Raw genomic sequence first — 24,371 nt, forward strand, 5'->3', positions numbered from 1 at the left:
CCAATGCCCCGGGACCGCCCGATCGGCGGCCTCGGCGGGGCGTGCGGAGATCGGGACCATCTCGGCGATCTTGCCCTGACGGGTCCGGCGCCCGTCAGGCATCCGCTGCGGACGGCGGATCGCTCGCCCGGTCCGCAAACACGCCGCGAGCTCACGCCGCAGCGCGCCCCGTCCTTGGACGTAGATGGCCTGGTAGATCGTCTCGTGACTCACGTGCATCCTCGGCTGGTCGGGAAAGTCCCGGACCAGCCTGGCAGCGACCTGTTCCGGAGACCATCGCGCCCGCAGATCTGCCTGCACTCTGTCCCGGAGCACCGGGTCCACGGCCAGCTTCGCCGGTTTCGGCCGTTTCGCTCGCTGCTCGGTCATCTGCTGGGCACTGCTGGCCCGATAGCCCTGCCCGGTGCTGTTGCGGCCCAGTTCCCGCCCGATCGTGGAGCGATCCCGGCCCAGCCGGCGCCCGATCTCCGCGTCCGACTCGCCCTGGGCATGCAGGATCATGATCTCCTCCCGCTCAGCCAGCGAGAGATAACGGCCCGACCCAGACTTCGGCGCATTACTGATCACACCGCCAGCCTCGCCGAACAACCTTCTCCCGCTGGCCCGCGACACACCCACAGCCACCGCCGCCCGCTCCACCGGCAACCCCGCCCGAACCCGGCCCCAGAACGCCACCCGAACATCCCGCGGCAACCAACGACGACGTTTCCCAGCCATCACAACACCTCCACACCAGATGTTGCGACGACCGCTAGAACCCAAGCGGTTCTAACCGTCCTTACCACTCACGAGCCGTATCAGTAGTCCTTGAGTACCAAGGCGTTCGCGGCCTCGGTCAACGGTCGCATGGCCGCCTTCATGATCCGGCCCCGGAACGGCAGATAGGGCAGCGCCCGCATCGACTGGATCTGCTTCCATTGCGTGAACCGGGTCTGCTTCTTCTGGTTCATCGAGGCCAGCGCTTGGTTCTTGAGTACGAACGGCCGCATTTCCTTTTCGTACGAAGCGAAAGCGGCGCGATGATCCGGCGAAGACGCGAGTGACCCGGCCAGCACGTAAGCCCCGACGAGCGCCAAGCTGGTGCCCTGTCCCGAAAGGGGCGACGGGCCGTAGCCCGCGTCGCCCACCAGTGTGACCCGTCCTTCGCTGAAGCGGTCCATCCGGATCTGGGTCATCGAATCGAAGTACAGCTCGCTCGACTCCATTTCGCGGAGCAGCCGCGGCACTTCCCAGTTGTGGCCGAGGAAGTGGTCGGCGAGGAGTTTTCGTTGCTGCGCAAGGTCGTGCCGGTCGAAGTCGAGCTCCGGAGACTGGAAGCCGAGTATCACCCGCGCCTCCGTGTTGTTCCGCGCGCTGTACAGGCCGGCCATCTTCCCCGGTGTCATGTGGAAGGTCTGCCAGCGGTCCAGGTCGAGGAAGTTCGGCACGGTGAACACCCCGAGGTAGGTGTCCATATGGTGCGAAAACTGTTTCTCCGCCCCGAAAACCAGCGATCGCACGGCCGAGTGCAGTCCGTCCGCGCCGACGACGAGGTCGAAGTCGCGCGGTCCGCCCTGGGCGAAGGTGACCCGCACGCCGCCGGTTCGTTGCGCGATCCCGGTGATCCAGTCGCCGTACACGTACTCGATGCCGTCCTGGGCGACCGAGGCCAGCGTGTCCGTGAGGTCGTCTCGAAGGATCTCGACGTCTTCGCTGTCGGTGAGCCCGCCGGTCAGCGTGTGGTCGGTGACCTTCACCAGCGTCTTCCCGGCCCCGTTCACGAACGACATCCCTAGCGTGTCCGTGCCCAGCTCCCGGAGGCGCCCGAGCACCCCCATCCGGTCGACGACGCCGAGCGCCGTGCCGCGGATGTCGACCGCGTGCCCGCCGGTCCGGGGTGCGGGCGCCCGCTCGACGACCGTCGGTGCGAAACCGTGCCGCCGCAGCCAGTACGCCAGCGTCGTACCGGCGATTCCCGCGCCCGAAATCAGCACCTGCTGCATGTGAACTCCCCTGTGTACGCTGTTTTGAAGCACTGCGTACAACGTATGGACAGCACGCCCTTGCTCGAGGAAAACAGCGAGAAAGCATCGACCGCACTAGTGCGATTGAGCTAGTGCGGTGGCCGGATCGGGGTGCGGTGCCCGCGAAGTGCACTATGGCAAGGAGTCGACCATGACCGAGCCGCCCTACCTGCGGATCGCCGCCGAGATCCGCCGCCGCATCGTCATCGGCGAGCTGCGCGAGGGCGACAAGGTCCCGTCGACGCGCGGGATCATCGCCGAGTGGGGGGTCGCGATGGCGACCGCGACGAAGGTGCTCGCCACGCTCAAACGGGACGGCTTGGTCATCGCCAAACCCGGTGCCGGCACGGTCGTCGCGGGCCGCGCCCGGACGGCCGTGCCGAGAACCGAAGCGGAGCTTTCCCGCGATCGGGTGGTGAAGGCCGCGATCCGGATCGCGGACGCCGAGGGCATCCGCGCGCTCTCCATGCGCCGCATCGCGTCCGGCCTCGGCGTCGCGACGATGGCGCTTTATCGCCATGTCACCGCGAAGGAGGAGCTGATCCTCGAGATGGCCGACATGGCGCTCGGCGAGATCCGCTTCCCGCCCGAACCGCCGCCCGGCTGGCGGGTTCAGCTGGAGCTGATGGCCAGGGCCCAGTGGGCGTTGTTCCGGCGGCACCCTTGGCTGGCGCAGGCGCTCTCGATCACCCGCCCGCAACCGTTGGCGAACCTGCTGCGCCACGCGGACTGGGCCACCCGCGCACTGGACGGTCACGGCCTCCCGGCATCGACGATCATGTACGCGCACATCACGATCTTCAACCACGTGCGCGGTATCGCCCTCAGTTTCGAGTCCGAGGCCGAGAGCGAATCCGGGACGGCCGTCTCGGCCGACGCCTGGCTCGCCGTGCACGAGCCGATCCTCCGGGACCTGGTCGCCGGAGGCCGGTTCCCGAACTTCGCCGACGTCGCCTCGCGCGCCCCGTTCGACTATGACCTCGACACGCTCTTCGAGTTCGGCCTCCAACGACTCCTCGACGGTTTCTCGGTTCTCCTGGCGAAGGCGAGTTAGCCTCACCCCATGTCCTTCCCCGGTCCCGCCGCTCGTTCCGACGTCCCGCCGTTCCACGTCATGGACGTCCTTTCGGCCGCGCAGGCACGGCAGCGCAGCCACGGCGATCTGGTCCCGCTGGTCGCGGGGCAGCCGTCCGCGCCGGCGCCGCGTCCGGTGCTCGAAGCCGCCGAGCGGGCGTTGAAGGATCAGACCCTCGGCTACACCGAACAGCTCGGCATCCCGGAACTGCGCGAAGCCGTCGCGGCGCACTACCACCGCACGTACTCGGTCGACGTGAGCCCGCAGGACGTCATCATGACGACCGGTTCTTCCGGCGGCTTCCTGCTCTCGTTCCTCAGCGCCTTCGAGGCGGGCGACCGGGTCGCGATGGCACGTCCCGGCTACCCGGCCTACCGCAACCTGCTGAAGGTGCTCGGTTGCGAGGTCGTCGAGTTCGCCACCGGGGCGGAGACGAACTTCCAGCCGACGACGGCCCTGCTGGACGAACTCGGGCCGATCAAGGGGCTCATCGTGGCCAGCCCCAGCAACCCGACGGGCACCGTCCTGCCACCGGGTGAACTGGCCGCGATCAGCGGCTGGTGCGCGTCACACGGCGTGCAGTTGATCAGCGACGAGATCTACCACGGGATCTCCTACGGCGCCGGACTCGACTGCGCCTGGCAGTACGGGAGCGAGGCGCTCGTCCTCGGCTCGTTCTCGAAGTACTTCGCCATGACCGGCTGGCGGCTCGGCTGGATGCTCGCGCCCCAGCGGTTGCACCGCGCGATCGACGTCCTGACCGGCAACTTCACCATCTGCCCGCCCGCGGTCTCCCAGCACGCCGCGGTCGCCGCGTTCACCCAGGAGTCGTACGCGGAGGCCGACGGTCACGTCGAGCGCTACCGCGCCAACCGCGACGTGCTTTTCGCCGGACTCAAGGGCATCGGCATCGACAAGCTCGCGCCCGCCGACGGCGCCTTCTATGCCTACGCCGACGTCTCCGCGTACACGAACGACAGTCTCAGCTGGTGCCAGCGCATCCTCGCCGACACCGGCGTCGCGATCGCCCCCGGTATCGACTTCGACCCGGTCGACGGCGGCCGGTTCGTGCGGTTCTCCTTCGCGGGCTCGCGCGAGGACATCGACGAGGGCATCCGCAGGCTCGGCGACTGGCTCACGGCTCAGGGGGAACCCGGAATTCACCCTGAACGTTAGGCAGAACGCAGGCAATTACGAGCTCAGCCTGACAACCTGGACTCACCGGGCCCGCTTGGGCACGGTGAGGCAATCGGAGGATGCCATGTTCTGGAAGATCGTCGGCGGGCTGATTCTGGCTTGGGTGGCCTTCATGGTGCTCGGGTCCGTGCTCGGTTTCCTCGTGAAGGCCGTCTTTTGGATCGCCATCATCGGTGGCGCGGTCTTCCTCGGCACGGCCGCCTATGGCGCCATCAAGGGCAAGGGCACCCCGAAGCAGCTTCGCCGCTGAATCACTGAGCCGCTGAGTCACCGAGGGCTAGGGCTTGCGCGCCACCCCGCCGAGCGACGTGAAGTTCACGGTCGAGAGCGGGGTGAAGCGCGGGCCGTCCGGCCACCACAGATGCGGGTAGGTCAGCCCGGGTTCGACGAGGTCGAGTCCCTCGAAGAACGACTCGATCTCCTCGCGTGAGCGGTACAGCGTGTCGAGGCCGGTGCCGTTGAAGCGCTTCTCCAGCGACGTCGCGACGTCGGCGGCTTCGGAGCCGTCGGCGGGGTTGTGCTGGTGCAGCAGCACGACGAACGAGCCCGGGGCCAGCGCGTCGACGTAGGCGCGGACGATCTTCCGCGCCTGGTCGAGGTCCTGGATGTGATGGATGATCGCGCACAGGATCAGCCCGACCGGCCGGTCGAACTCCAGCCGGTGAGTGCGTGCGAGGCCCTCGATGACCTCGGCGGGTTCGGTCAGGTCGTTGCCCGCCATATGCGCGAAGTCGTTCGCCGCGAGCAGCGCGCGGCCGTGTGCCTGGACCACCGGATCATGGTCGACGTAGACGACCCGCGCCTCGGGGTTGTACCGCTGCGCGACCTGATGCGTGTTGTCCACGGTCGGGAAGCCGGAACCGAGGTCGAGGAACTGGTCGATGCCCTCCCGGTCGGTCAGGTAGCGCACGGTCCTGACCAGCCAGTGCCGGACCTCCTTGGCCATGACCTGCGCCTCCGGCGCGAGCTCCAGGATCTGGCGCAGCACCACCCTGTCGGCCTCGTAATTGTCCTGGCCACCCATGAGCGCGTCGAAGACACGCGCGATGCTCGGCCGGTCGAAATCGACGGGCACGAACGGACGCCGGTCGTCGGGACCTGGCATGGGCACCTACCGTGAAAACTCGGTTCGGGACACAGATCAGCTTAGGTCATCCGGATCACCGCGCGTAAGCGGATGAACGTCGAGGGTGAATTATTCCTCCGAAGAGCCGAAGGCAGATTGCGCTGTTGTCACGCCGACCCAGCGCTCCGCCTTCATCCCCACCGCCCGTGCACCGTCCACATTGGACTGACGGTCGTCGAAGAACAGGCAGTCCGCCGGTTCGGCGCCGAGTTCGCCGAGCAGGATCCGGAAGATCTTCGCGTCGGGTTTCATGCAGCCGAGATCGCCGGAAAAGAGCGTCACGCGGAACAGGCTCGCCCATTCCTGTTCGCGCACCCAACGTCCGAAGGTCGACGACGCGTTGGAGAGCAGCGCGAGCGCCGCGCCCGCTTCGTGCAGGCCCTGGAGCAACTCCAGCACGTCGGGTTCGAGGTGTGTCCAGCCCTCGACGTCGATGCGGGTCAGTTCTTCGGCGAAAGCCTTGTCGACCGGGACGTCCAGTGCGCGGCCGACGCTCTGCCAGTACTCGAGGTCCGAGCCGCCGGAGTCGTACCGGTCCCGTTCGGCCCAGTAGTGCGGCTCGAAATCGGCGAGCTCGTGGCCGAACGCCTTGGCCAGGGTGGGCAGCGCGTCGGTGTGCTCACTGATGACGTCGCCGTAGTCGAAGACGATCCAGTTCATGTTCAGCCCCCGGTCTTGATGCGATCGATGGTTTCTTCGACGTCGGCCGCCGAAAGGTCCCGGTGCAGCACGAAGCGGATCCGGCCCGCCGACGGCAGCACCTGGATCCCGAGCCGGTCCAGCCACGCCAGGCGGCCGACGAGGTCGGGCGCGGTGACCTGCACGATGTTGGTCTCGGGTGTGTTGACCTCCCAGCCGTGCTCGGCGAACCCGGCCGCGAGCCGTGTCGCGTTCTCGTGCGTCTCGGCCAGGTCGCCGACGCGGTCCAGCGCGACCAGCCCGGCCGCGGCCAGGACCCCGCCCTGCCGGACGCCGCCGCCGAGCATCTGCCGCATCCGCCGCGCCTTCTCGACGAACTCCGGGCTGCCCGCCACCACTGAGCCGACAGGCGCGCCGAGGCCCTTGGAGAAGCAAGCGGAGACGGTGTCGGCGCCGACCGTGAGAGCCGCGGGCGGAACCCCCAGCGCGACCGCCGCGTGCCAGATGCGGGCGCCGTCGAGGTGCACGGTCAGGCCCGCCTCTTTCGCCACCGCGACCAGCTGGGCGTGCTCGTCGGGCGGGGTGACCGCGCCGCCCGCCGAGTTGTGCGTGTTCTCCAGGCACAACAGCGGCGTGCGCAGCGCGTAGTACGGCCCGCGCGGGATGCCGATCGCGGCGGAAAGCGTGTCCGGCGTGGGCCGCCCCGGACCGGCGTCGTGCTCCAGCGGCTCCGCCATACCGCCCGCGAGCCAGGCGGCGGAACCGAGTTCGTCGGTGATCACGTGCGCGCCGCGCGGCGCGAGGAACCGGTCGCCGCGCTGGAGGTGGAGGCACAGCGCGATCAGGTTCGCCATGGTGCCGGTCGGCGTCCAGAGCGCGGCGGGCATGCCGAGGACCTTCGCGGCGCGCTGTTCGAGGGCGGTGATGGTCGGATCACCGTCGAGGACGTTGTCACCGACCTCGGCGTTCGCCATGGCCTGGCGCATGACGTCGTCCGGCCGGGTCACGGTGTCGGAGCGGAAATCGATCAGCGAAAGCGGGCTCGAGGTCACGGTACGATCACATCACATCGACGGGCATGCCATGAATCTCCTCCCCGGCTGGTCCGCTGAGCCCGCTCATGCAACCGTGGACGCCCCCGGTTCCGTCCTACCCATCGACGAGGCAAGAGCGGAGACAACAACCGCGTGAACCAGCGCGACGAACAAGAGTTCGCGGAGTACTTCGCCGCGAAGCGGGACTCCGTGCGCAGGACCGCGTACATGCTCTGCGGTGACTGGCATCGTGCGGACGACCTCGCGCAGACGGCGTTCGTCGCGCTGCACCGGAGGTGGAAGAAGATCAGGGAACGGGCGGCGACCGACGCCTACGTGCGGAAGACGCTGGTCAGGGCGGCCATCGACGAGTCGAGGCGGCCGTGGCGGCGGGAGTGGCAGACCGAAGAGCTGCCCGAACCGCCGCAGGACGGCTTCGACCTCGGCGAACAGGTCGTCACCAGGGAAGACCTGCTGGCCGCGTTGCGCGAAGTGCCCCCGAAACAGCGGGCCGTGCTGGTGCTCCGGTTCTTCGAGGGGCTGGACGTCGGTGCCGCGGCGAAGGTGCTCGGCTGCAGCGAAGGAAACGTGAAAAGCCAGACCGCACGCGGGCTGGCGAACCTCAGGCAGGTCATGGAGAAGGAGGAGGTGGCACGGGATGGACGAGAATGACCTGAAGGCGTTGTTCCGTGACGCCCCCGGCGACGCCCCGGCGTCGAGCTTCGACACGGCCGACGTCGTCCACGCCTCCCGGCGCGCGACCGCCCGGCGCCGCAACGGCATCGCGGTGGCCTGTAGCGCGGTGGTTTTGGTGCTCGCCGGAGTGGGCATGTTCGGCGTGCTCGGCGGAACCGATTTCCAGATGGGTACCGCGGCCAAGTCCGGCAACGAAGCCGCTTCCCCGGGGCAACCCGGGGCGGCGTCCGCACGTCCTCTTGACAGCGGGGAGTCCTCGAACTTCTCGAACCCGCCGCCTCAGCAGGGGGGCGGAGGGCCAGAGAAGACCGGCCAGATGACGGCCGAAGGCACCTACGGGTGCGACCAGGTGGACCGGGAGCTCGCCACCGCCCTCGCTGGCGAGCTCCCGGTCCCCGTGGATGTCGCCAAGTCGACGCCCGGCGACATCTGTACGACGGGGGCCAGGTCCGCGGGGTTCCAGGTGCCGGGTGGCTCGGTCGCCGTCGCGGTCTTCCCGGCGGGCGCGTCCGTGCCGCCGGTGCCCATCGGGGCGTCCAGCGCGCAGCGGACGACGGCCAAGGGATCACTGGTGGTCGTGGTGAGCCTCGGTGACGGCTCCGGCAGGCCCGCCTTCCCCGAGTCCGACGTCGACAGGTTCGTCGCCGTGCTCGCCGCCCGCTACTGAAGGCACCTGGCAAAATAGCCCGTCATGACCGTCGCAGCGACAACGCCGAAGGGTGAGCGAAGGCGCGCCGAACTCATCGAGTCCGCCGCGGCGCTGCTCGCCGAAGGCGGGTTCGACGCCGTGCGGCACCGTGCGGTCGCCGAGCGCGCGGGTTTGCCGCTGGCCTCGACGACGTACTACTTCGACTCGCTCGACGAGCTCGTCACCGCCGCTGTCGAGCACCACGCGAACCAGGAACTCGAAACCGGACGGCGACGGCTCGACGAGCTGGCGACCCGCAACCGCGGTGTCGAGGCCACCGTCGACCTGGTGCTGGACATGCTCCTCGGCCCGCTCCGCCCGGATCGCGAGGCCGACGCCGAAGCGGTCCTCCTGCGCTACGAGCGTTTGGTCGGGACAGGGCGTCGTCCGTACCTTCGCCCCCTGATGCGGACGCTGTCCGCGCAGCTGTACGAACTGCTCCACGAGATCTTCGAGCGCTCCGGCACGCCGGTGGACGGCGTCGAACTGGAGCGACTGGTCGCCCTGGTCGACGGCGCCGTGGTCAACGCGCTGATCGAGGTCGACCCGGAACCGAGGGCCGCCGCCGCGCGCATGCTGCAAGCCGCCCTGGCCTAGGCCGGATGGCGGCCGGTTAGTCTGGCCGCGTGACGGACAAGCCCCTCATCCCCAACGTGCTCGCCGGCCGCTACGCCTCGCGTGAGCTGGTCGAACTGTGGTCCCCGGAACGCAAGGTCGTGCTGGAGCGCGAGCTCTGGCTCGCCGTGCTCCGGGCGCAGGCCGACCTCGGCGTCGAGGTGGGAGAAGGTGTCGTCGCCGACTACGAGCGCGTGCTGGAGCAGGTCGACCTCGACTCGATCGCCGCCCGCGAGCGGGTCACCCGCCACGACGTCAAGGCCCGGATCGAGGAGTTCAACGCGCTCGCCGGGCACGAGCACGTCCACAAGGGCATGACGTCGCGTGACCTCACCGAGAACGTCGAGCAGCTGCAGGTGCGGCGCTCGTTGGAGCTGGTCCGCAGCCGCGTCGGCGCGGTACTCGCGCGGCTCGCGTCGATCGCGGTCGAGCACTCCGACACGGTGATGGCGGGACGTTCGCACAACGTCGCCGCGCAGGCGACGACGCTGGGCAAGCGGTTCGCCACCGCCGCCGACGAACTGCTCGTCGCGTTCGAGCGGCTCGACGAGCTGATCGGCCGCTACCCGCTGCGCGGGATCAAGGGACCGGTCGGCACCGCGCAGGACATGCTCGACCTCCTCGGCGACGAGTCCACTTTGGACGAACTGGAGTCGCGGGTCGCGGCCCACCTCGGCTTCGAGCGGGTGTTCACCAGCGTCGGCCAGGTGTACCCGCGGTCGCTCGACTTCGACGTGCTGTCCACGGTGGTCCAGCTGGCCGCGGCCCCGTCGAGCCTGGCGAAGACGATCCGCCTGATGGCGGGCCACGAGCTGGTCACCGAGGGCTTCAAGCCGGGCCAGGTCGGCTCGTCGGCCATGCCGCACAAGATGAACACGCGTTCGTGCGAGCGGGTCAACGGCCTCGCCGTGGTGCTGCGCGGTTACCTGTCGATGATCGGCGAGCTCTCCGGCGACCAGTGGAACGAAGGCGACGTCTCCGACTCCGTCGTCCGCCGGGTCGCGCTGCCCGACGCGTTCTTCGCGCTCGACGGCCTGCTGGAGACCTTCCTCACGGTGCTGGCCGAGTTCGGCGCTTTCCCGGCCGTCATCGGACGTGAGCTCGATCGCTATCTGCCGTTCCTCGCGACCACCAAGGTGCTCATGGCATCGGTCCGCGCGGGCGTCGGGCGTGAAACCGCGCACGAGGCGATCAAGGAGAACGCCGTCGGTGTCGCGCTCGCGATGCGGGAGCAGGGGCTGGCGGAGAACGACCTCCTCGACCGCCTCGCCGCCGACGAGCGCATCCCGCTCGACCGCGGTGAGCTGGACAAACTCCTCGCCGACCGGATCTCGTTCACCGGTGTCGCGCCGCGTCAGGTGGCTGCGATCGCTTCGCGCGTCGAGGCGGTCCTGGAGCGTTTCCCGGAGGCCGCTGGTTACTCTCCGGCACCGATTCTCTAGCTGCAGCTGAAGGACGCTTTCCCCGCATGCGATGTGAGGAAAGCGTCCTTCGCCGCGTGAGACGAGGGCAAAGGCCCCTTCAGCCACGTTGTGAGCAGTCCCACCACGGAGCGTTCACAGAGTGAGATGGGATTACTCGATCGGGCGAAATGCCTAATCTCGATCGCTGAACCCGGAGCGCCAGGCCGCCCATGAGGCTGCCTGGCGTGCTTGTATCGCGCCTTGGCGCCGAAACCCACGGAAGAAGCGATGAGATCCACGCTGTCGAAAATCGTCGCCGTCGTCACGGCTGGAGCGGCCACCCTCGCCCTGGCCGCCTGCGGCTCCGGCGACCCCGCCGCGAGCGGCCAGAAGCTGCGCGTCGGCACCCTGACCGACGCGCCGCCGTCCATCTACCTGGAGAACGGCAACTTCACCGGCTACGACAACGAGCTGCTCCGCGACATCGCGAAGCGTGAGGGCTTCGAGGTCGAGTTCGTCGGTACCGAGTTCGCCGGTCTGCTGGCCGCCGTCGCCACCAACAAGTTCGACATCGGCAGCTCCACGATCTCCACCACCGAGGCCCGCAAGAAGACCGTCGCGTTCAGCAACGGCTACAGCACCGGGTTCACCACGATCCTCACCAAGAAGGACGCGAGCCTCAAGGACGTCGGCGCCTTCAACGGCAAGCGGCTCGGCGTCGTGCAGGCGTCGGTGCAGGACGACTTCGCGAGCGGCAAGGTCCCCGGCGCCAACGTCGTCCGGTTCCCCGACTACAACGCCGGTTTCGCGCAGCTGAAGGCCGGCAGCCTCGACGGCTGGGTCGTGCCGAAGGACATCGGGCAGAAGTACATCGACCAGAACCCGGGCGTGCCGCTGGAGTTCGGCTACACCGTCGAGACCAAGGACACGCCGTCCGCGTTCGCCGTCCGCAAGGACAACAAGGACCTGCTGAAGAAGCTCAACGACGGCCTCGCGAAGGCCGTGGCGGACGGCACCGTCGCCCGCCTGCACGCTCAGTTCTTCAAGACCGAGCCGCTGCCGAAGGAACTCGAGCAGGGCGGCCCCGGCCTGCCCGTCCAGAACCCGGGGGTCTGAAAATCATGAAGAAAACCCTGATCGCGACGCTCGCCGCCGGTCTCGTCGCCGTGCTCGCCGCTTGCGGTGGCGGGGAATCCGCCGCGGACAAGACCCTGCGCGTCGGCACCCTGAGCGACGCCCCGCCGAACATCTACGTCGAGAACGGCAACTTCACCGGCTTCGACAACGAGCTGCTGAAGGCCATCGCCGCCAAGCAGAACCTGAAGCTGGAGTTCGTTTCGACGGACTTCTCCTCCCTGCTCGGCCAGGTCTCGAGCAACCAGTTCGACATCGGCAGCTCGGCCATCGCGCAGACCGAAGAGCGCAAGAAGAACGTCGACTTCTCCAGCCCGTACAACTTCGAAGTGATGAGCATCCAGACCAAGGACGGCTCGCCGATCACCGAAGAGAAGGCCCTGTCGGGCAAGCGGGTCGCGGTCATCCAGGCGACCGTCGGCGACAAGTGGCTCACCTCGACCGTTCCCGACGCGCAGGCCGTGCGCTTCCCCGGGTACGCCCCGGCGCTGGCCGCGCTCAAGAGCGGTGCCGTCGACGCCTACATCCTCGACCAGGCGATCGCGGAGACGAACGTCAAGGAGAGCACCGACACGAAGCTCAAGGTCGTCAAGTCCTTCACCACCGACGTGCCCCACGGCTTCGCGGTGAAGAAGGGCAACACCGAACTGCAGACGAAGATCAACGATGGCCTGAAGCAGGTCATCGCCGACGGCACCTGGGTCAAGCTGCACGACAAGTTCCTGCCGACCGCCCCGGTGCCGGACCAGTTCAAGGCGTGAGGATCACGATGAAGAAGTCACTCGCCGCCGTCGTCAGCGCCGCCCTCTTGGCGGTACTGGCGGCGTGCGGCGGCGGTGAAGACGCCGGCGCGGGCACTCTGCGCGTCGGCACCCTCAGCGACTCGAAACCCAACGCCTATCAGGAAAACGGCGTGTTCACCGGGTTCGACAACGAGTTGCTGAAGGCCATCGCCGCGAACCAGAACCTGAAACTCGAGTTCGTCTCCACCGAGTTCGCGACGCTGCTGAGCCAGGTCGCCACCGGCAGGTTCGACATCGGCAGCTCCGGGATCTCCCAGACCGACGAGCGCCGCAAGACCGTCGACTTCTCCATGCCGTACAACTACCAGTCGCTCGGTATCGAGGCCCGCGAGGGCGCCGGCATCACCGACGAGAAATCCTTGGCGGGCAAGCGGATCGGGGTCGTGCAGGGCACGGTGTCGGACAGCTGGCTGGCGGCCAACGCGCCCGACGCGCAGGCCGTGAGGTTCCCGCAGGACGCGGCGACGCTGGCCGCGCTCAAGACCGGCGCGATCGACGGCGCCATCTTCGACCAGGCGACCGCCGAGGACTACGCGGCGAAGAACCCGGACGCGAAACTCAAGGTGGTCAAGGCGATCACCACGACCATCCCGCACGGTTTCGCGGTCAAGAAGGGCAACACCGAGCTGGCCGGCAAGATCAACGCCGGGCTCAAGGCGGTCATCGCCGACGGAACCTGGGAAAGGGTGCACCAGCGCTTCGAACCGAACGCGCCGGTGCCCGCGGAATTCAAAGCCGGGAAGCAGTAAGTGGACGACTTCTTCAACACCTTCCTGAAATGGGAGTACATCTGGGAGGTCTTCCCGGATCTCCTCGGCACGGGCCTGCTGAACACGCTGATCCTGTCGGTGTTCTCGGCACTGATCGGCACCGTGCTCGGCATGCTGCTGGCCACGATGGGCCTGTCCAGCAAGGCGTGGCTGCGCTGGCCCGCCCGGGTGTACACCGACATCTTCCGTGGCCTGCCCGCCATCCTGACCATCCTGGTGATCGGGCAGGGCGGTGGGATCCTCATCCCGTCGCTGTCGCGGAATCCCTATCCGCTGGGCATTCTGGCGCTGAGCCTGATCGCGGCCGCGTACATCGGCGAGATCTTCCGCGCCGGTATCCAGAGTGTCGAAAAAGGACAGATGGAGGCCAGCCGCGCGCTGGGCATGAGCTACACCAAGTCGATGGCGCTCGTCATCATCCCGCAGGGGGTGCGGCGGGTACTGCCCGCGCTGGTGAACCAGTTCATCGCGCTGGTCAAGGACTCCAGCCTGGTGTACTTCCTCGGTTTCCTCGCCGAGCAGCGCGACCTGTTCCGCATCGGGCAGGATCTCGCGGCCAACACCGGGAACCTGTCGCCGCTGGTCGCGGCGGGCGTCGTCTACCTGGTGATCACCGTGCCGCTGACGCATCTGGTCAACTACATCGACAAGAAGCTGCGCACCGGCAAGAAGGTCCGCGTTGACGACGACGGCGGCGAGCTGGGACTCCTGAACGCCGGAAAGGTGCCGATGTCATGACGGCCGCAGTACGTTCGTCGAGCGTCGAACTCCGCGACATCCACGTCTCCTTCGGCACCCTCGAAGTGCTCAAGGGCGTCGACCTCAAGGTCGAGAAGGGCCGCACGACCTGCATCATCGGGCCGTCGGGCTCCGGCAAGTCGACCCTGCTGCGCTGCGTGAACCGCCTCCAGGAGCCCGACTCGGGCGACCTCCTGCTGGGCGGCGAGAGCGTCATCTCCGCCGACCCGGACGCGCTGCGCCAGCGGGTCGGGATGGTGTTCCAGCACTTCAACCTGTTCGGCCACCGCAGTGTGCTGGACAACATCACCCTGCCGCTGCGCAGCGTGCGGAAGCTCGGCAAGGAGGAGGCGGCCGAGATCGCGCACGCCCGCCTCGCCGAGGTCGGCCTCGCCGACAAGGCGCCGTACCGGCCGAGCGCGCTTTCGGGCGGGCAGCAGCAGCGGGTCGCGATCGCGCGGGCGCTCGCGATGGAGCCCGAGGTCATGCTGTTCGACGAGGCCACCAGCGCTCTCGACCCGGAGCTGGTCAAGGGGGTCCTCAACCTGATGGCCGGCCTCGCGGAGCGCGGGCTGACGCTGCTCGTGGTCACCCATGAGATGGGCTTCGCGCGCGGCGTCGCCGACGAGGTCGCGTTCATGGACGACGGGAAGATCGTCGAACATGACGCTCCGGAGGCGATCTTCGACGCTCCGCAGAGCGATCGCCTGCAGCGTTTCCTGTCCCAGGTGCTCTGACGCGGGCGACTCGCTAATCTGCGGCCATGGCGAGAGTGGCGAAGCTGGTCTATTACCCGGTCAAAGGCTGCGCGGGGACGTCGGTCGAAACGGCCGACGTCACCCCGGCGGGCCTGAGGTTCGATCGTGCCTGGATGGTCGTGTCCCCGGAGGGGGAGTTCCGCAGCCAGCGGAAGCATCCGGTGATGGCCTCGATCCGGGCCGAGGTGCTCGACGACGGCGCCCGCCTGCGGCTCGCCGCTCCCGGTGCCGAAGATCTGCTGGTCGAGGTGATCTCGGACGGGCCGCGGCATCCCGCGGCGACGTTCACTTGGCAGGGCAAGGGCGTCCACCAGGGCGACGAGGCCGCCGAGTGGTTCTCCGACGTCCTCGGCCTGCCGTCGGTGTTCGTCGGGCTCTCGCCGGAGCACGAGCGCGTCACCAACGGCGAGATCGCGGGCACCGCGGCCTTCGCCGACGCGCACGCGATCCTGCTGACCTCAGAGTCCTCTTTGGACGGTCTGAACGAGCGGATCGCGTCCCGCGGCGCCGAGGCCGTGCCGATGGACCGTTTCCGGCCCAACATCGTCGTGGCGGGCTGGCCGGAGCCGCATCGAGAGGACGAAGTCCGCTCGCTCACCATCGGCGGCCTGGAGCTGGGTTACGCCAAGGTCTGCATCCGCTGCACCGTGCCGATGGTCGACCAGGAGACCGGCAAGAAGGCCGGTCCGGAGCCGATCCGTTCGCTCGCCGACTACCGCCGCGAACCCGAGGGCGGCGTCTCGTTCGGGATCAAGATGGCGGTGACCGGACCGGGTCAGCTGGCCGTCGGCGACGAGGTGATCGTGCACTCCTGGGCTGGCCCCAGCCGGAGCACGTCGGCGGCCGAACCGCCGTTCACGGCGACCGCGAGCCGTCCCGCGGAATCGGTGTAGAGCACGTTCCAGCCCGGCGGCACCGTGCCGAAGGTGTCGCCGACCAGTGCCTTCACCAGGACGTGTTCGCTGCTGACCGAGACCGTGCCGGACAGCCCGGACAAGGCGAGATCGGCGGGGCTCGCGGCGAGCTGGACGTTGCCGAAGTGGTCGACCGTGAGCACCTCGGACACCAGCTTGCCGGGGAACACCGCGACGAACGGATCCGGCAGCCGCACGAGGTTTTCGACGCTGGGGCCGAAACTGCCGGGCGGGACGCCGAGCGCGAGATGCGCCGCCGCGGGGGCGAAGATGTCGCGACCGTGGAACGTCGACGACATCACCGGAAGGCGGTATTCCGGGGCCGTCAATTCGAAGGCGGCTTTCACTCCCCCGAGTGCATCCGCCGCCGGGAGCAGAAGTCCGTTGTCGGGCCCGACGAGGATTCCGCGCTCCGCGACCACCACGACACCACGCCGCGCGGTGCCGACTCCGGGGTCGACGACGGCGAGGTGCACCGCCTCCGGCAGGAAGGGCGCGGTCTGCGCGAGCACTTCGGCCCCGGTCCTGACCTGCTGCGGAGGCACCTCGTGGGTCACGTCGATCAGCCGGACGGCGGGCGCGATCCGCGCGATCACCCCGTGGCACGCGGCCACGAAACCGTCGCTCAGCCCGTAGTCGGTGGTGAACGAAACGCAGTGGATCGGCATGATCAGCCATCATCCTTGATCGCTAGGGTGCAGCCGTGACGACGCTCGAATACCCGAAGATCGCCGCCGGCAAGGTCCGTGAGCTTTACGCCGTCGATGACGAGCATCTGCTGCTCGTCACTTCAGACCGGATCTCCGCCTACGACGTCATCTTCACCACGCCCATCCCGGACAAGGGTCGGGTGCTCACCGCGATGAGCGTGTTCTGGTTCTCCCAGCTCTCCGATGTCCTCCCCAACCATCTGGTCTCCTACGACGACGAACGCATCCCCGCCGAGGTCCGCGGGCGGGCACTGCTGGTGCGACGGCTGGCGATGCTGCCGTTCGAAGCCGTCGCCCGCGGCTATCTCACCGGCACCGGCCTCGCCGATTATCGCGCGCACGGCACCGTCTGCGGGGTCGAACTCCCGCCCGGTCTGACCGAATCCTCCCGGCTCCCCGAACCCATCTTCACTCCTGCGACCAAGGCCGACCACGGCTCGCACGACGAGAACATCGCCTTCGCCGACGTCGTCGGGCAACTCGGCCGCGAACGGGCCGAGGAAGTCCGCGAGGCGACCCTGGCGGTGTATCGCCGCGGGGCCGAGTTCGCCGCCGAACGCGGCATCCTGCTCGCGGACACGAAGCTCGAATTCGGCATCGACCCCGACGGGAACCTCGTGCTCGCCGACGAGGTCCTCACCCCGGACTCGTCCCGCTACTGGACCGCCGGCGGCTGCACACCGGGCCGCCCGCGGCCGTCGTTCGACAAGCAGCCGCTGCGCGACTGGCTCACCGGTCCGTTGTCGGGCTGGCACCGCCTCGAGAGACCGGAGCCGCCACCGTTGCCCGACGAGATCGTCGCCGCCACCAGGGCGAGGTACATCGAAGCGTACGAACGCATCACCGGCTGTTCGCTCGACGACTGGCCCGCCTGATTCGCCCGGCTGACCTGCGGCGTTTACTCCGCCGTCAGTCCGGCGCAAGACCGGTCTGGCCCAATGGGCATCGTGGACGCACGTTTGCTGGTTTCCCTGTCCGGCGTGACCACCCGGACGTTGCACCGCTGTGCCGACCTCGCGGCCGAGCTCGACAGGCGCAAGGTCCCGTTGTCCGTGCTCTACGCCGCTCGGACCGGCGAGGGCCCGGTGACCGAGTGGGTACGGACCCGCCGCACCCGCGGCGACTCTGTCCTCCTTCACGGCTACGACCACCAGATCACCCCTACCCATCGCGCTGTCTACCTGGGCAAACGCGCCGAGTTCGCGGCTCTTCCCGCCCACGAGGCGAGGCTGCGGCTGATCGCGGCGAAGGCGGCGCTCGACACCACCGGGATGGCCGTCGACGGATTCGCGCCACCGCGCTGGATCGCGTCGGAGGGCACCGTGCAGGCCCTGCGCGAGCACGGCTTCACCCTGTGCGCGGACCTGGTCTCGGTGCGGGACCTGGTGTCCGGCCGGGTCCAGCGCGCCAGGGTGCAGGAGTTCGGCGGCCCGTCGCACCGGACGGAGACCGTCCGGTGCTTCGCGCTGGTGCTGGCCGCCGCCCGGGCCGCCCGCCGCGGCGGGCTCGTGCGGCTCGGCATCGACGCCGCGGACCTCGCCCGGCCGGGACTGCGGCAGGCGTTCCTCGACGCCGTCGACGTCTCGCTGGAGAACCGCGCGTTCGGCACCACCTACGGCTCGCTCTCGCGAACGCGGGTTAAATTGACGGGATGACCGACGAGGCCGGCCGGAGTGACGCACAGGCGACGCTGATGCGGCTCTGGCGGCGGTCGGAGCGTCCGACGCGCGGCAGGCCGTCGGTGCTCGACATCGACAGTGTCGTGGCGGCCGCGGTGGCCCTCGCCGATCGCGAAGGCGTCGCGAACGTGACGCTGGCGAACGTGGCGAGCGACTTGGGCGTCACGAAGATGTCGCTCTATCGCCACATCGGCTCGAAGGCGGAACTGCTGGAGCTGATGGCGGACTTCGCGATCGGCGATCCGCCGTCGCCGGTGCCGTCGGGCGGCTGGCGGGCGGGGCTGACCAGGTTGGCCCGGGCCAACCGCGAGGTGCTGATGAGCCACCCGTGGCTCGTCGAACTCCCGCTCTCCGGTCCTCCGGCGGGCCCGAATTCGGTCGCCTGGATGGACGCGATCCTGCGCACGCTGCGCGATACCGGTCTCGACTGGGGCACCAAGGGCGGCGTCCTGGTCCTGATCGGCGGCTACGTCCGCCTCGCCTGCGCGCAGGCCATCCAACTCGCCGAGGGCCGGAAGGACAGCGGGTTGAGCCAGGCCCAGGCCGAGCAGGCCTACGGCAAGGGGCTCGCCGAGCTGATCGACCCGGAGCGCTTCCCCGACGCGGCGGGCTTCCTGACCGCCGGACTCGGCGGGCCTGAGCAGCCCGAGGACTCGGACTTCACCTTCGGCCTCGACGTCGTCCTCGACGGCGTCGCCGCTCTCATCGACGCGAACTGACAAGCCCCGCTTCGGCATTAGTATCCGTCGGACACTTTTTAGTGTACGTTGGATACTAATGGGGTTCGAAGGGGGAAACATGGAGTCGTTGCCGACGAGTGAGCGGGTGCTCGCACCGGATCTGGCCAGGGGTTTCGCGCTTTTGCTGGTCGCGCTGGCGCATACCGCGAGCATCTTCCTGGGGAACTCGCCGGGAGTCGATCAGACACCGGAAGGCCTGGAACGGCCGTACTTCGTGGTGCTGTTCGTGTTCGTGCACGCGTGCGCGCTGCCGCTGTTCGGCATGATGCTCGGCTACGGGCTGGTCCAGTTCGCCGACCGGCAGGAGGCGCTGGGGCAGCCGTGGAAGCGGACGCGCGGCGTCCTGCTGCGGCGGCACGCGTGGCTGCTGGTCTTCGGTGCCGTCGACGGGGTGCTGTTCTTCTCCGGTGACGTGCTCGGCGCGTACGGGCTCATCGGCGTCGTGTTCGTCCTGCTGCTCTTGCGACGCGGTAAAGGGTTCTATCGAATTCCGGCGCTGTACCTGGGTTTCGCCGGCTGCTACCTCGCCGTGCTGATGTATCTGGTGCTCACCGGGAACTCCGGCGGAGCGCCGGTCCCGTCGCCCGAGGACACGTCGTCCCTGGCGCCGGCCTATGGCGATGCCTTGCGTGCGCGCCTCACGGAATGGCCTGCCATCACGGCGATCCTGCTGCCTTCGATCCTCTTCGTCTGGGTCGGCGCGTGGGCCGCGAAGAAGCGGATTCTGGAGGAGCCGAATCGGAACCTTCTCCTCGTCGGCGTGTTCGGCGGATTCGGCGTCGCGATCGCGGCCGGGCTGCCGATGGGCCTCTTCGCCGGTGACTACCTGCAGCTCGACGCCGAGACCGCCGGATTCGCCAAGATGCTGTACGAGGGAGGCGGCCTGTTCGGCGCCGTCGGCTACATCAGCCTGTTCGGCCTCATCGGCATGGCGGTCGACAAGAAGCGAGGCGTGGTCGTCACCGCGATCTCCGCCCTCGGCCAGCGCACGCTGAGCGCCTACCTGTTCCAGTCGGTGGCGTGGCTGATCCTGGCGCCCCCGTTCATGCTGGGACTGGGCGGCCAGGCGAGCGATCCGACGTTCGTGGCGGCCGCCTGCGGGCTCGGCGTGTGGCTGCTGTCGGTCGTCGTCGCGTACCTGATGCACCGCAAGGGTTACCGGGGCCCTGCTGAGATCCTGGTGCGGAAGCTCGCTTACCGGCGCGCTAAAGCTTGACCGGCTCCCCGACGTCGAGGACCTTGACCTCGGTGCCTTCCGGGGCGAGGTTGGCGAACAGGCCGTAGTGCATCTGCGGCCGCGCGAGGACGGCTTCGTGGATCGGCACCGCGAGACGCGGGGAGACCGCGCGCAGGTAGTCGACCGCTTCGCCCGCCTTGAGCCAGGGCGCGCCGGTCGGCAGGCCGAGGACGTCGATCTTCTGCTCGGGCACGAAGAACGAGTCGCCCGGGTGGTAGAAGGCGCCGTGGTCGACGATGTAGCCGACGTTCGGGATCGCCGGGATGTCCTCGTGGATCACCGCGTGCTCGCCGCCGACGACGTTGACGCCGCTGGAGCCGATACCGAAGGCGTCCCCGGGATTCGCGATCTGGAACTCGGCGCCGAGCTTCCGCACGGCGTCGGCCGAACCCGGGTCGACGATCAGTTGCGCGCCGGGGTTCGCCTCCAGCAGCGCGGGCAGCCTCTCCGCGTCGAGGTGGTCGAAATGCTGGTGGGTGATCAGGATGGCGTCCAGCTCGCGTTCGCCTTCGAAACCCACCGAGAAGGTGCCTGGGTCGATCAGGATCCGCGCGCCCTCGGTCTCCAGAAGGGTGCAAGCATGTCCAAAGTGGACAATACGCATCGATGTTCTCCTTCGCGGTAGGTCATTTCCAGCCTATGCCCGGAGGAGGGCGTCGCCAAGTTCGGTGCGCAGATAGCGGACTTCGCGCCCGTGCCGCCGCGTGTCCAGCAGGCCCGCCGCGCGCATCGCGGTCAAGTGCTGTGAGACCGTCGGCGCGGAGAAGTCCAGCCTTCGCGCCAGCTCGGTGGTGCTCGCGGGTTCGTTGAGCGTCGTGAGCAGCGCGGCCTTGGTGCGACCGAGCACCCCGGCCAGCGCGCCGGACGGGCGGCCGGGCTCCGACCAGAGTTCGGCGACACCGCGCGCCGGGTAGAGCAGCGACGGCTGCCACGGTTCCATCGTGATCACCCCGACCGACGGCCAGGCGAAGACGCCGGGGATCAGCAGGAGTCCCCGCCGGTCGAGAGGGAAGCGGCTGCGTTCCTTCATCTCGATCACCAGGACGTCGTCGACGAGCCGCACGCGCGGGTGGATGTCGTCCAGCACCAGCGCGACGCCGCCCGCGGCCAGCCGTCGCGAGCGTTCCTCGATGTCGGCGACCAGGAACCGGCGCATCCGCGGCCAGTGCGGTTCGACCAGTTCGGTCCAGGCGATCTCCATCTGGGCGGCCAGCAGATCCCTGGCCTCGGCCGGGTCGTCGGGGAGCCCGCTCAGGTCGGCGTCCACTTTGGACAGTTCGCGCGCGACCTGCTCCGGCGGCGTGCGGCGGATTTCGGCGAGCTGGGCCGACGCGGTGGTCTCCGGCCCGCTCGGCGGCGGGCTGAGGAAGTCGGTGATGTAGTGCCGCGCGCTCATCACCTTGGCGAAGTCGTCGATGGGCAGGTCCGGCAGTTTCGCGGCGGCCTCGCGCAGCCACGGCAGGTGACTCGGATGCCCGCGCCGTCCGAGCAGGGTCTGCATCGCGCCCATGGTCTCGTCGAGCGGGGAGATGCCGAAGCGGACGCGGTTGGCGCTCTCGGCGGTCAGGACCAGCTCGATCATCTGATTAGGCTATGCCCTAATCAATGGTTCTTGCCAGGCCGCGTCCGGCAAGGTCTCCTGCTATGACCTTGCTCCGCAATTCCGGGTATTGGCGCTGGTCGGCGGGGGTGCAGCTGAACCGGCTGCCCGCCACGATGGCGCCGCTGGCCTTCACCGTGCTGACCACCGCGACGACCGGTTCGTACCGGCTCGGCGGGATCATGATGGCCGTTTTCGTCGCCGCCGAAATGGCAGGCGCCGTGCCGACCGGACGGCTGCTCGACCGCGTCGGACCCGCGCGGGGTCTCGTCGTGATGCTGTCGCTGGTCGCCGCGGGACTGTTCCTGCTGGCCGCGGTCGCGTCCGCGGGCGCCCCGGACCTGGTGCTGCTCGCGCTGGCGATCCCGCCGGGCCTGGTCGCGGGCGGGCTGAACGGCGGCTTCCGGACGCTGCTCGCCGGAACGGTGACCGAGGAGGAACTGCCTCGCGCCGTTTCGGTCGACGCGATGATCCTCGAAGGCGTCATCGTCGGAGGGCCGCTGCTGGTGGCGCTCCTGGCGACGTCCGGTCCGGCCGTCCCGGTGCTCGCGATGGCTGTCGTCGCGCTGCTCGCGGCCCTGTTCGTGCCACGGCGAACCGCTTCTCGTGATCCACAAAGGACGGTCGAGCGCCAGCCGATCCCGATCGCCGCCTGCGTGCCCTGGCTGATGGGGCTGTTCACCGTCGGACTGCTGCTGTCGACCATCGAAGTGGGCCTGCTGCCGCTCGTGCAGCGCCTCGGCGCCCCCGATTCGACGACGGCGATCGTCATCGTCGTGCTGTGCGCCGCCAGCATCACCGGGAGCGCGCTCTACGCGGCGCGGGGGAAGGTCGGCGATCCCCGGCTGTTCCTGGCGGGCTTCGTGCTCGGCGGGATCGTGGTGTCGGCGGGCTTCGGATGGGCCGGGCTGCTCGGCGGGGTCGCGCTGATCGGGCTCTGCACCGGCCCGCTGATGGCCGTTTCGTCGGTCAACCTGCAGAAACTCCTGCCGGAGCGACGCCGGGCGGAGGGCTTCTCGCTGGCTTTCACCGTGCAGGCTTCGGGGTTCGGGCTGGGTTCGCTGGCGATCGGGGTGCTGCCGGTGTGGCTGTGCCCGCTGCTCGGTGTCCTCGCGGCCCTTGTCTCCTGTGGAATGCTGGTGGCACACCCCAGAGCTATTGGCACGCCGTCAGTAACGTCGTAGCCTGGGCTTTGAGCCGAGACACGGGAGAAGTCGATGACCGCAGTCCAGCCGAAGCCGACCGCGCACAGCGTGGGGGAGACCTTCGATTCCCTCAGCCCGGCGACCGACGAGGTCGTCGGCACCTACCCGGTGCACAGCAGGGAGGACGTCCGCGCCGCCGTCGCCCGTGCGAGGGACGCCGCCGAGTGGTGGGCCGGGCTCGGTTACGACGGGCGCGCGGAGCGGCTGCGCCGCTGGAAGGGCGTCATCACCCGGCGGCTGCCGCAGCTGTGCCAGGTCGTGCGCGACGAAACCGGCAAGCCGCTCGCCGACGCGCAGCTGGAGAGCGTCCTCGCCATCGAGCACATCGCGTGGGCGGGCAAGAACGCGCGCAAGATCCTCGGCAAGCAGCGCCGCGCTGCCGGGCTGATGATGTCGAACCAGGCGGCGACGGTCGAGTACCAGCCGCTCGGCGTCGTGGGCGTGATCGGCCCCTGGAACTACCCCGTCTTCACCCCGCTGGGCTCCATCGCCTACGCCCTCGCAGCCGGCAACACCGTCGTCTTCAAGCCGAGCGAGTACACGCCGGGCGTCGGGAAATGGCTGGTCGACGCCTTCGCCGAGGTCGTCCCGGAGTGGCCGGTGCTGCAGCTGATCACCGGCTTCGGCGAGACCGGCGCGTCGCTCGTCAGCACAGGAGTCGACAAGATCGCCTTCACCGGCTCGACCGGCACAGGCAAGAAGATCATGGCCGCGGCCGCCGAGACCCTGACGCCGGTGATCATCGAGGCCGGCGGCAAGGACGCCGTCCTGGTCGACGCGGACGCCGACCTCGAAGCCGCCGCTGACGCGACCGTCTGGGGCGCGTTCTCCAACTCGGGCCAGACCTGCATCGGCGTCGAGCGCGTGTACGTCCACGAGCGCGTGCACGACGAGTTCGTCGCGAAGGTCGTCGAGAAGGCGAAGGACGTGCGGGCCGGTTCGGACGAGGCCGCGCAGTACGGCCCGGTGACGATGCCTTCGCAGCTCGCGGTGATCAAGCGCCACATCGCGGACGCCATCGAACGCGGCGGCAAGGCGCTGGTCGGCGGCGTCGACGCGGTCGGAGACCGCTACGTGCAGCCGACAGTGCTCGTCGACGTGCCGGAAGACTCCTCGGCGGTCCAGGAGGAGACGTTCGGCCCGACCGTCACCATCGCCAAGGTCCGCGACATGGACGAGGCCGTCGAGAAGGCCAACGACACGAAGTACGGACTCGGTTCGACGGTGTTCTCGAAGTCGCGCGGCCTCGAACTGGCCGCCCGCCTGCGCACCGGCATGACGTCGATCAACGCGCCGCTTTCCTTCGCCGGTATCGCTTCGCTGCCCTTCGGTGGCGTCGGCGACTCGGGCTTCGGCCGGATCCACGGCCCGGAAGGCCTGCGCGAGTTCGCCAGGCCGAAGGCCGTCGCGCGGCAGCGGTTCACCGCGCCGATCGTGCTGACCTCGTTCTCCCGCAAGGAAAAGACCGACGCCCTGGTGGCGAAGCTGATCACCGTCCTGCACGGGAAGCGCTGAGCCTCCCGTTCGTCACCCCCCCAGCGCGCGCTATGAAAGGCCCGTTACTTGCAAATTTTGCAAGTAACGGGCCTTTCATAGCATTCCCGGGA

Annotated in this window: 27 protein-coding genes; 19 read left to right on the forward strand and 8 right to left on the reverse strand. The window is 68.8% G+C overall.

The features are described 5' to 3' along the window. The coding region (locus ACLJPX_RS35925; RefSeq protein ID WP_410604806.1) for an IS30 family transposase at positions 1–717 on the reverse strand (717 nt) is incomplete at its 3' end. An 80-nt stretch (positions 718–797) separates the two neighbouring features. Then, entirely contained in the window at positions 798–1,982 is a 1,185-nt protein-coding gene (locus tag ACLJPX_RS35930) for an FAD-dependent monooxygenase (protein WP_410604807.1), read from the reverse strand. 172 nt (positions 1,983–2,154) lie between these two features. Here ACLJPX_RS35930 and ACLJPX_RS35935 point away from each other — a divergent pair, with 172 nt between their 5' ends. From ACLJPX_RS35935 to ACLJPX_RS35945, 3 genes are all read left to right on the forward strand, one after another. Continuing rightward, a complete protein-coding gene (locus ACLJPX_RS35935) occupies positions 2,155–3,057 on the forward strand; it encodes a TetR/AcrR family transcriptional regulator C-terminal domain-containing protein (protein ID WP_410604808.1) in 903 nt (300 codons plus the stop codon). A 9-nt stretch (positions 3,058–3,066) separates the two neighbouring features. After that, on the forward strand, positions 3,067–4,254 hold the full coding sequence (locus ACLJPX_RS35940) for a pyridoxal phosphate-dependent aminotransferase (protein ID WP_410604809.1): 1,188 nt from the start codon (positions 3,067–3,069) through the stop codon (positions 4,252–4,254). 85 nt (positions 4,255–4,339) lie between these two features. Then, positions 4,340–4,525 carry a hypothetical protein gene (locus tag ACLJPX_RS35945; RefSeq protein WP_125784844.1) on the forward strand — a complete coding sequence of 62 codons (186 nt, stop codon included), beginning with the start codon at positions 4,340–4,342 and terminating at the stop codon, positions 4,523–4,525. A gap of 27 nt (positions 4,526–4,552) precedes the next feature. Here ACLJPX_RS35945 and ACLJPX_RS35950 read toward each other — a convergent pair whose 3' ends face one another. The 3 genes from ACLJPX_RS35950 to ACLJPX_RS35960 all read right to left on the reverse strand — a co-directional run bounded on the left by ACLJPX_RS35950 (position 4,553) and on the right by ACLJPX_RS35960 (position 7,092). Beyond that, on the reverse strand, positions 4,553–5,380 hold the full coding sequence (locus tag ACLJPX_RS35950) for an SAM-dependent methyltransferase (protein ID WP_410604810.1): 828 nt from the start codon (positions 5,378–5,380) through the stop codon (positions 4,553–4,555). A gap of 90 nt (positions 5,381–5,470) precedes the next feature. Continuing rightward, on the reverse strand, positions 5,471–6,061 hold the full coding sequence (locus ACLJPX_RS35955) for an HAD family hydrolase (protein ID WP_410604811.1): 591 nt from the start codon (positions 6,059–6,061) through the stop codon (positions 5,471–5,473). A gap of 2 nt (positions 6,062–6,063) precedes the next feature. Further along, a complete protein-coding gene (locus tag ACLJPX_RS35960; RefSeq protein ID WP_410604812.1) occupies positions 6,064–7,092 on the reverse strand; it encodes a threonine aldolase family protein in 1,029 nt (342 codons plus the stop codon). A 135-nt stretch (positions 7,093–7,227) separates the two neighbouring features. On the opposite strand from ACLJPX_RS35960, the gene ACLJPX_RS35965 reads away from it, so the two are divergent. From ACLJPX_RS35965 to ACLJPX_RS36010, 10 genes are all read left to right on the forward strand, one after another. Further along, the gene (locus tag ACLJPX_RS35965) at positions 7,228–7,746 is read left to right on the forward strand and encodes a SigE family RNA polymerase sigma factor (protein ID WP_020632335.1); all 519 of its coding nucleotides are present in this window, start codon (positions 7,228–7,230) and stop codon (positions 7,744–7,746) included. Further along, a complete protein-coding gene (locus ACLJPX_RS35970) occupies positions 7,733–8,437 on the forward strand; it encodes a hypothetical protein (protein ID WP_410604813.1) in 705 nt (234 codons plus the stop codon). The genes ACLJPX_RS35965 and ACLJPX_RS35970 overlap by 14 nt, the downstream gene beginning before the upstream one ends. Before the next feature lie 24 nt (positions 8,438–8,461). After that, positions 8,462–9,055 carry a TetR/AcrR family transcriptional regulator gene (locus ACLJPX_RS35975; protein ID WP_101611303.1) on the forward strand — a complete coding sequence of 198 codons (594 nt, stop codon included), beginning with the start codon at positions 8,462–8,464 and terminating at the stop codon, positions 9,053–9,055. A 29-nt stretch (positions 9,056–9,084) separates the two neighbouring features. Then, the gene (gene purB / locus ACLJPX_RS35980) at positions 9,085–10,515 is read left to right on the forward strand and encodes an adenylosuccinate lyase (protein ID WP_410604814.1); all 1,431 of its coding nucleotides are present in this window, start codon (positions 9,085–9,087) and stop codon (positions 10,513–10,515) included. Between the two features lie 249 nt (positions 10,516–10,764). Then, on the forward strand, positions 10,765–11,592 hold the full coding sequence (locus tag ACLJPX_RS35985) for a substrate-binding periplasmic protein (RefSeq protein ID WP_410604815.1): 828 nt from the start codon (positions 10,765–10,767) through the stop codon (positions 11,590–11,592). Positions 11,593–11,597: 5 nt separating this feature from the next. Further along, positions 11,598–12,371 (forward strand): ABC transporter substrate-binding protein, encoded by a 774-nt coding sequence (locus ACLJPX_RS35990; RefSeq protein ID WP_410604816.1) that lies wholly within the window; start codon positions 11,598–11,600, stop codon positions 12,369–12,371. A gap of 8 nt (positions 12,372–12,379) precedes the next feature. Next, on the forward strand, positions 12,380–13,162 hold the full coding sequence (locus ACLJPX_RS35995) for an ABC transporter substrate-binding protein (protein WP_410604817.1): 783 nt from the start codon (positions 12,380–12,382) through the stop codon (positions 13,160–13,162). Beyond that, on the forward strand, positions 13,163–13,921 hold the full coding sequence (locus tag ACLJPX_RS36000; protein ID WP_101611299.1) for an amino acid ABC transporter permease: 759 nt from the start codon (positions 13,163–13,165) through the stop codon (positions 13,919–13,921). Continuing rightward, complete coding sequence (locus ACLJPX_RS36005; protein ID WP_101611298.1) at positions 13,918–14,658, forward strand: amino acid ABC transporter ATP-binding protein; 741 nt, start codon at positions 13,918–13,920, stop codon at positions 14,656–14,658. Before ACLJPX_RS36000 ends, ACLJPX_RS36005 begins: the two co-directional genes overlap by 4 nt. A gap of 26 nt (positions 14,659–14,684) precedes the next feature. Continuing rightward, entirely contained in the window at positions 14,685–15,572 is an 888-nt protein-coding gene (locus ACLJPX_RS36010; RefSeq protein ID WP_410604818.1) for an MOSC domain-containing protein, read from the forward strand. Here ACLJPX_RS36010 and ACLJPX_RS36015 read toward each other — a convergent pair. Further along, entirely contained in the window at positions 15,455–16,261 is an 807-nt protein-coding gene (locus tag ACLJPX_RS36015; protein ID WP_101611297.1) for an S-adenosyl-l-methionine hydroxide adenosyltransferase family protein, read from the reverse strand. The genes ACLJPX_RS36010 and ACLJPX_RS36015 overlap by 118 nt on opposite strands. 35 nt (positions 16,262–16,296) lie before the next feature. On the opposite strand from ACLJPX_RS36015, the gene ACLJPX_RS36020 reads away from it, so the two are divergent. The 4 genes from ACLJPX_RS36020 to ACLJPX_RS36035 all read left to right on the forward strand — a co-directional run bounded on the left by ACLJPX_RS36020 (position 16,297) and on the right by ACLJPX_RS36035 (position 19,938). Beyond that, the gene (locus tag ACLJPX_RS36020) at positions 16,297–17,178 is read left to right on the forward strand and encodes a phosphoribosylaminoimidazolesuccinocarboxamide synthase (protein WP_410604819.1); all 882 of its coding nucleotides are present in this window, start codon (positions 16,297–16,299) and stop codon (positions 17,176–17,178) included. 63 nt (positions 17,179–17,241) lie between these two features. Next, positions 17,242–17,958 carry a DUF2334 domain-containing protein gene (locus tag ACLJPX_RS36025; protein WP_410604820.1) on the forward strand — a complete coding sequence of 239 codons (717 nt, stop codon included), beginning with the start codon at positions 17,242–17,244 and terminating at the stop codon, positions 17,956–17,958. Beyond that, positions 17,955–18,701 carry a TetR/AcrR family transcriptional regulator gene (locus ACLJPX_RS36030; RefSeq protein ID WP_410604821.1) on the forward strand — a complete coding sequence of 249 codons (747 nt, stop codon included), beginning with the start codon at positions 17,955–17,957 and terminating at the stop codon, positions 18,699–18,701. Before ACLJPX_RS36025 ends, ACLJPX_RS36030 begins: the two co-directional genes overlap by 4 nt. Positions 18,702–18,780: 79 nt before the next feature. Further along, positions 18,781–19,938, forward strand: a complete 1,158-nt coding sequence (locus ACLJPX_RS36035; protein ID WP_410604822.1) for a DUF418 domain-containing protein — start codon at positions 18,781–18,783, stop codon at positions 19,936–19,938. Here the strand turns inward: ACLJPX_RS36035 and ACLJPX_RS36040 are convergent. Further along, positions 19,928–20,563: an MBL fold metallo-hydrolase gene (locus ACLJPX_RS36040; protein WP_101611293.1), complete on the reverse strand. Its 636-nt coding sequence runs from the start codon at positions 20,561–20,563 to the stop codon at positions 19,928–19,930. The genes ACLJPX_RS36035 and ACLJPX_RS36040 overlap by 11 nt on opposite strands. Positions 20,564–20,596: 33 nt before the next feature. Further along, complete coding sequence (locus tag ACLJPX_RS36045) at positions 20,597–21,541, reverse strand: DUF5937 family protein (protein ID WP_410604823.1); 945 nt, start codon at positions 21,539–21,541, stop codon at positions 20,597–20,599. A 62-nt stretch (positions 21,542–21,603) separates the two neighbouring features. On the opposite strand from ACLJPX_RS36045, the gene ACLJPX_RS36050 reads away from it, so the two are divergent. Together ACLJPX_RS36050 and ACLJPX_RS36055 are read left to right on the forward strand one after the other, a co-directional pair. After that, positions 21,604–22,743, forward strand: coding sequence for an MFS transporter (locus ACLJPX_RS36050; protein ID WP_410604824.1), 1,140 nt, complete (start codon positions 21,604–21,606; stop codon positions 22,741–22,743). Positions 22,744–22,776: 33 nt separating this feature from the next. Continuing rightward, on the forward strand, positions 22,777–24,279 hold the full coding sequence (locus ACLJPX_RS36055) for an aldehyde dehydrogenase family protein (RefSeq protein WP_410604825.1): 1,503 nt from the start codon (positions 22,777–22,779) through the stop codon (positions 24,277–24,279). Positions 24,280–24,371: the final 92 nt, after the last annotated feature.

The organism is Amycolatopsis sp. lyj-90 (assembly GCF_046549035.1).
Taxonomy (GTDB): Bacteria; Actinomycetota; Actinomycetes; order Mycobacteriales; family Pseudonocardiaceae; genus Amycolatopsis.

Coding starts and splice junctions, on each gene's coding strand:
- ACLJPX_RS35955 (WP_410604811.1), bottom strand. CDS start 6,061: ATGAACTGGATCGTCTTCGACTACGGCGACGTCATCAGTGAGCACACC.
- ACLJPX_RS36005 (WP_101611298.1), top strand. CDS start 13,918: ATGACGGCCGCAGTACGTTCGTCGAGCGTCGAACTCCGCGACATCCAC.
- ACLJPX_RS35975 (WP_101611303.1), top strand. CDS start 8,462: ATGACCGTCGCAGCGACAACGCCGAAGGGTGAGCGAAGGCGCGCCGAA.
- ACLJPX_RS35970 (WP_410604813.1), top strand. CDS start 7,733: ATGGACGAGAATGACCTGAAGGCGTTGTTCCGTGACGCCCCCGGCGAC.
- ACLJPX_RS35940 (WP_410604809.1), top strand. CDS start 3,067: ATGTCCTTCCCCGGTCCCGCCGCTCGTTCCGACGTCCCGCCGTTCCAC.
- ACLJPX_RS36010 (WP_410604818.1), top strand. CDS start 14,685: ATGGCGAGAGTGGCGAAGCTGGTCTATTACCCGGTCAAAGGCTGCGCG.
- ACLJPX_RS35985 (WP_410604815.1), top strand. CDS start 10,765: ATGAGATCCACGCTGTCGAAAATCGTCGCCGTCGTCACGGCTGGAGCG.
- ACLJPX_RS36040 (WP_101611293.1), bottom strand. CDS start 20,563: ATGCGTATTGTCCACTTTGGACATGCTTGCACCCTTCTGGAGACCGAG.
- ACLJPX_RS36030 (WP_410604821.1), top strand. CDS start 17,955: ATGACCGACGAGGCCGGCCGGAGTGACGCACAGGCGACGCTGATGCGG.
- ACLJPX_RS36035 (WP_410604822.1), top strand. CDS start 18,781: ATGGAGTCGTTGCCGACGAGTGAGCGGGTGCTCGCACCGGATCTGGCC.
- ACLJPX_RS35935 (WP_410604808.1), top strand. CDS start 2,155: ATGACCGAGCCGCCCTACCTGCGGATCGCCGCCGAGATCCGCCGCCGC.
- ACLJPX_RS36045 (WP_410604823.1), bottom strand. CDS start 21,541: ATGATCGAGCTGGTCCTGACCGCCGAGAGCGCCAACCGCGTCCGCTTC.
- ACLJPX_RS35990 (WP_410604816.1), top strand. CDS start 11,598: ATGAAGAAAACCCTGATCGCGACGCTCGCCGCCGGTCTCGTCGCCGTG.
- ACLJPX_RS35930 (WP_410604807.1), bottom strand. CDS start 1,982: ATGCAGCAGGTGCTGATTTCGGGCGCGGGAATCGCCGGTACGACGCTG.
- ACLJPX_RS35950 (WP_410604810.1), bottom strand. CDS start 5,380: ATGCCAGGTCCCGACGACCGGCGTCCGTTCGTGCCCGTCGATTTCGAC.
- ACLJPX_RS36050 (WP_410604824.1), top strand. CDS start 21,604: ATGACCTTGCTCCGCAATTCCGGGTATTGGCGCTGGTCGGCGGGGGTG.
- ACLJPX_RS35945 (WP_125784844.1), top strand. CDS start 4,340: ATGTTCTGGAAGATCGTCGGCGGGCTGATTCTGGCTTGGGTGGCCTTC.
- ACLJPX_RS35995 (WP_410604817.1), top strand. CDS start 12,380: ATGAAGAAGTCACTCGCCGCCGTCGTCAGCGCCGCCCTCTTGGCGGTA.
- ACLJPX_RS36015 (WP_101611297.1), bottom strand. CDS start 16,261: ATGCCGATCCACTGCGTTTCGTTCACCACCGACTACGGGCTGAGCGAC.
- ACLJPX_RS36025 (WP_410604820.1), top strand. CDS start 17,242: ATGGGCATCGTGGACGCACGTTTGCTGGTTTCCCTGTCCGGCGTGACC.
- ACLJPX_RS36055 (WP_410604825.1), top strand. CDS start 22,777: ATGACCGCAGTCCAGCCGAAGCCGACCGCGCACAGCGTGGGGGAGACC.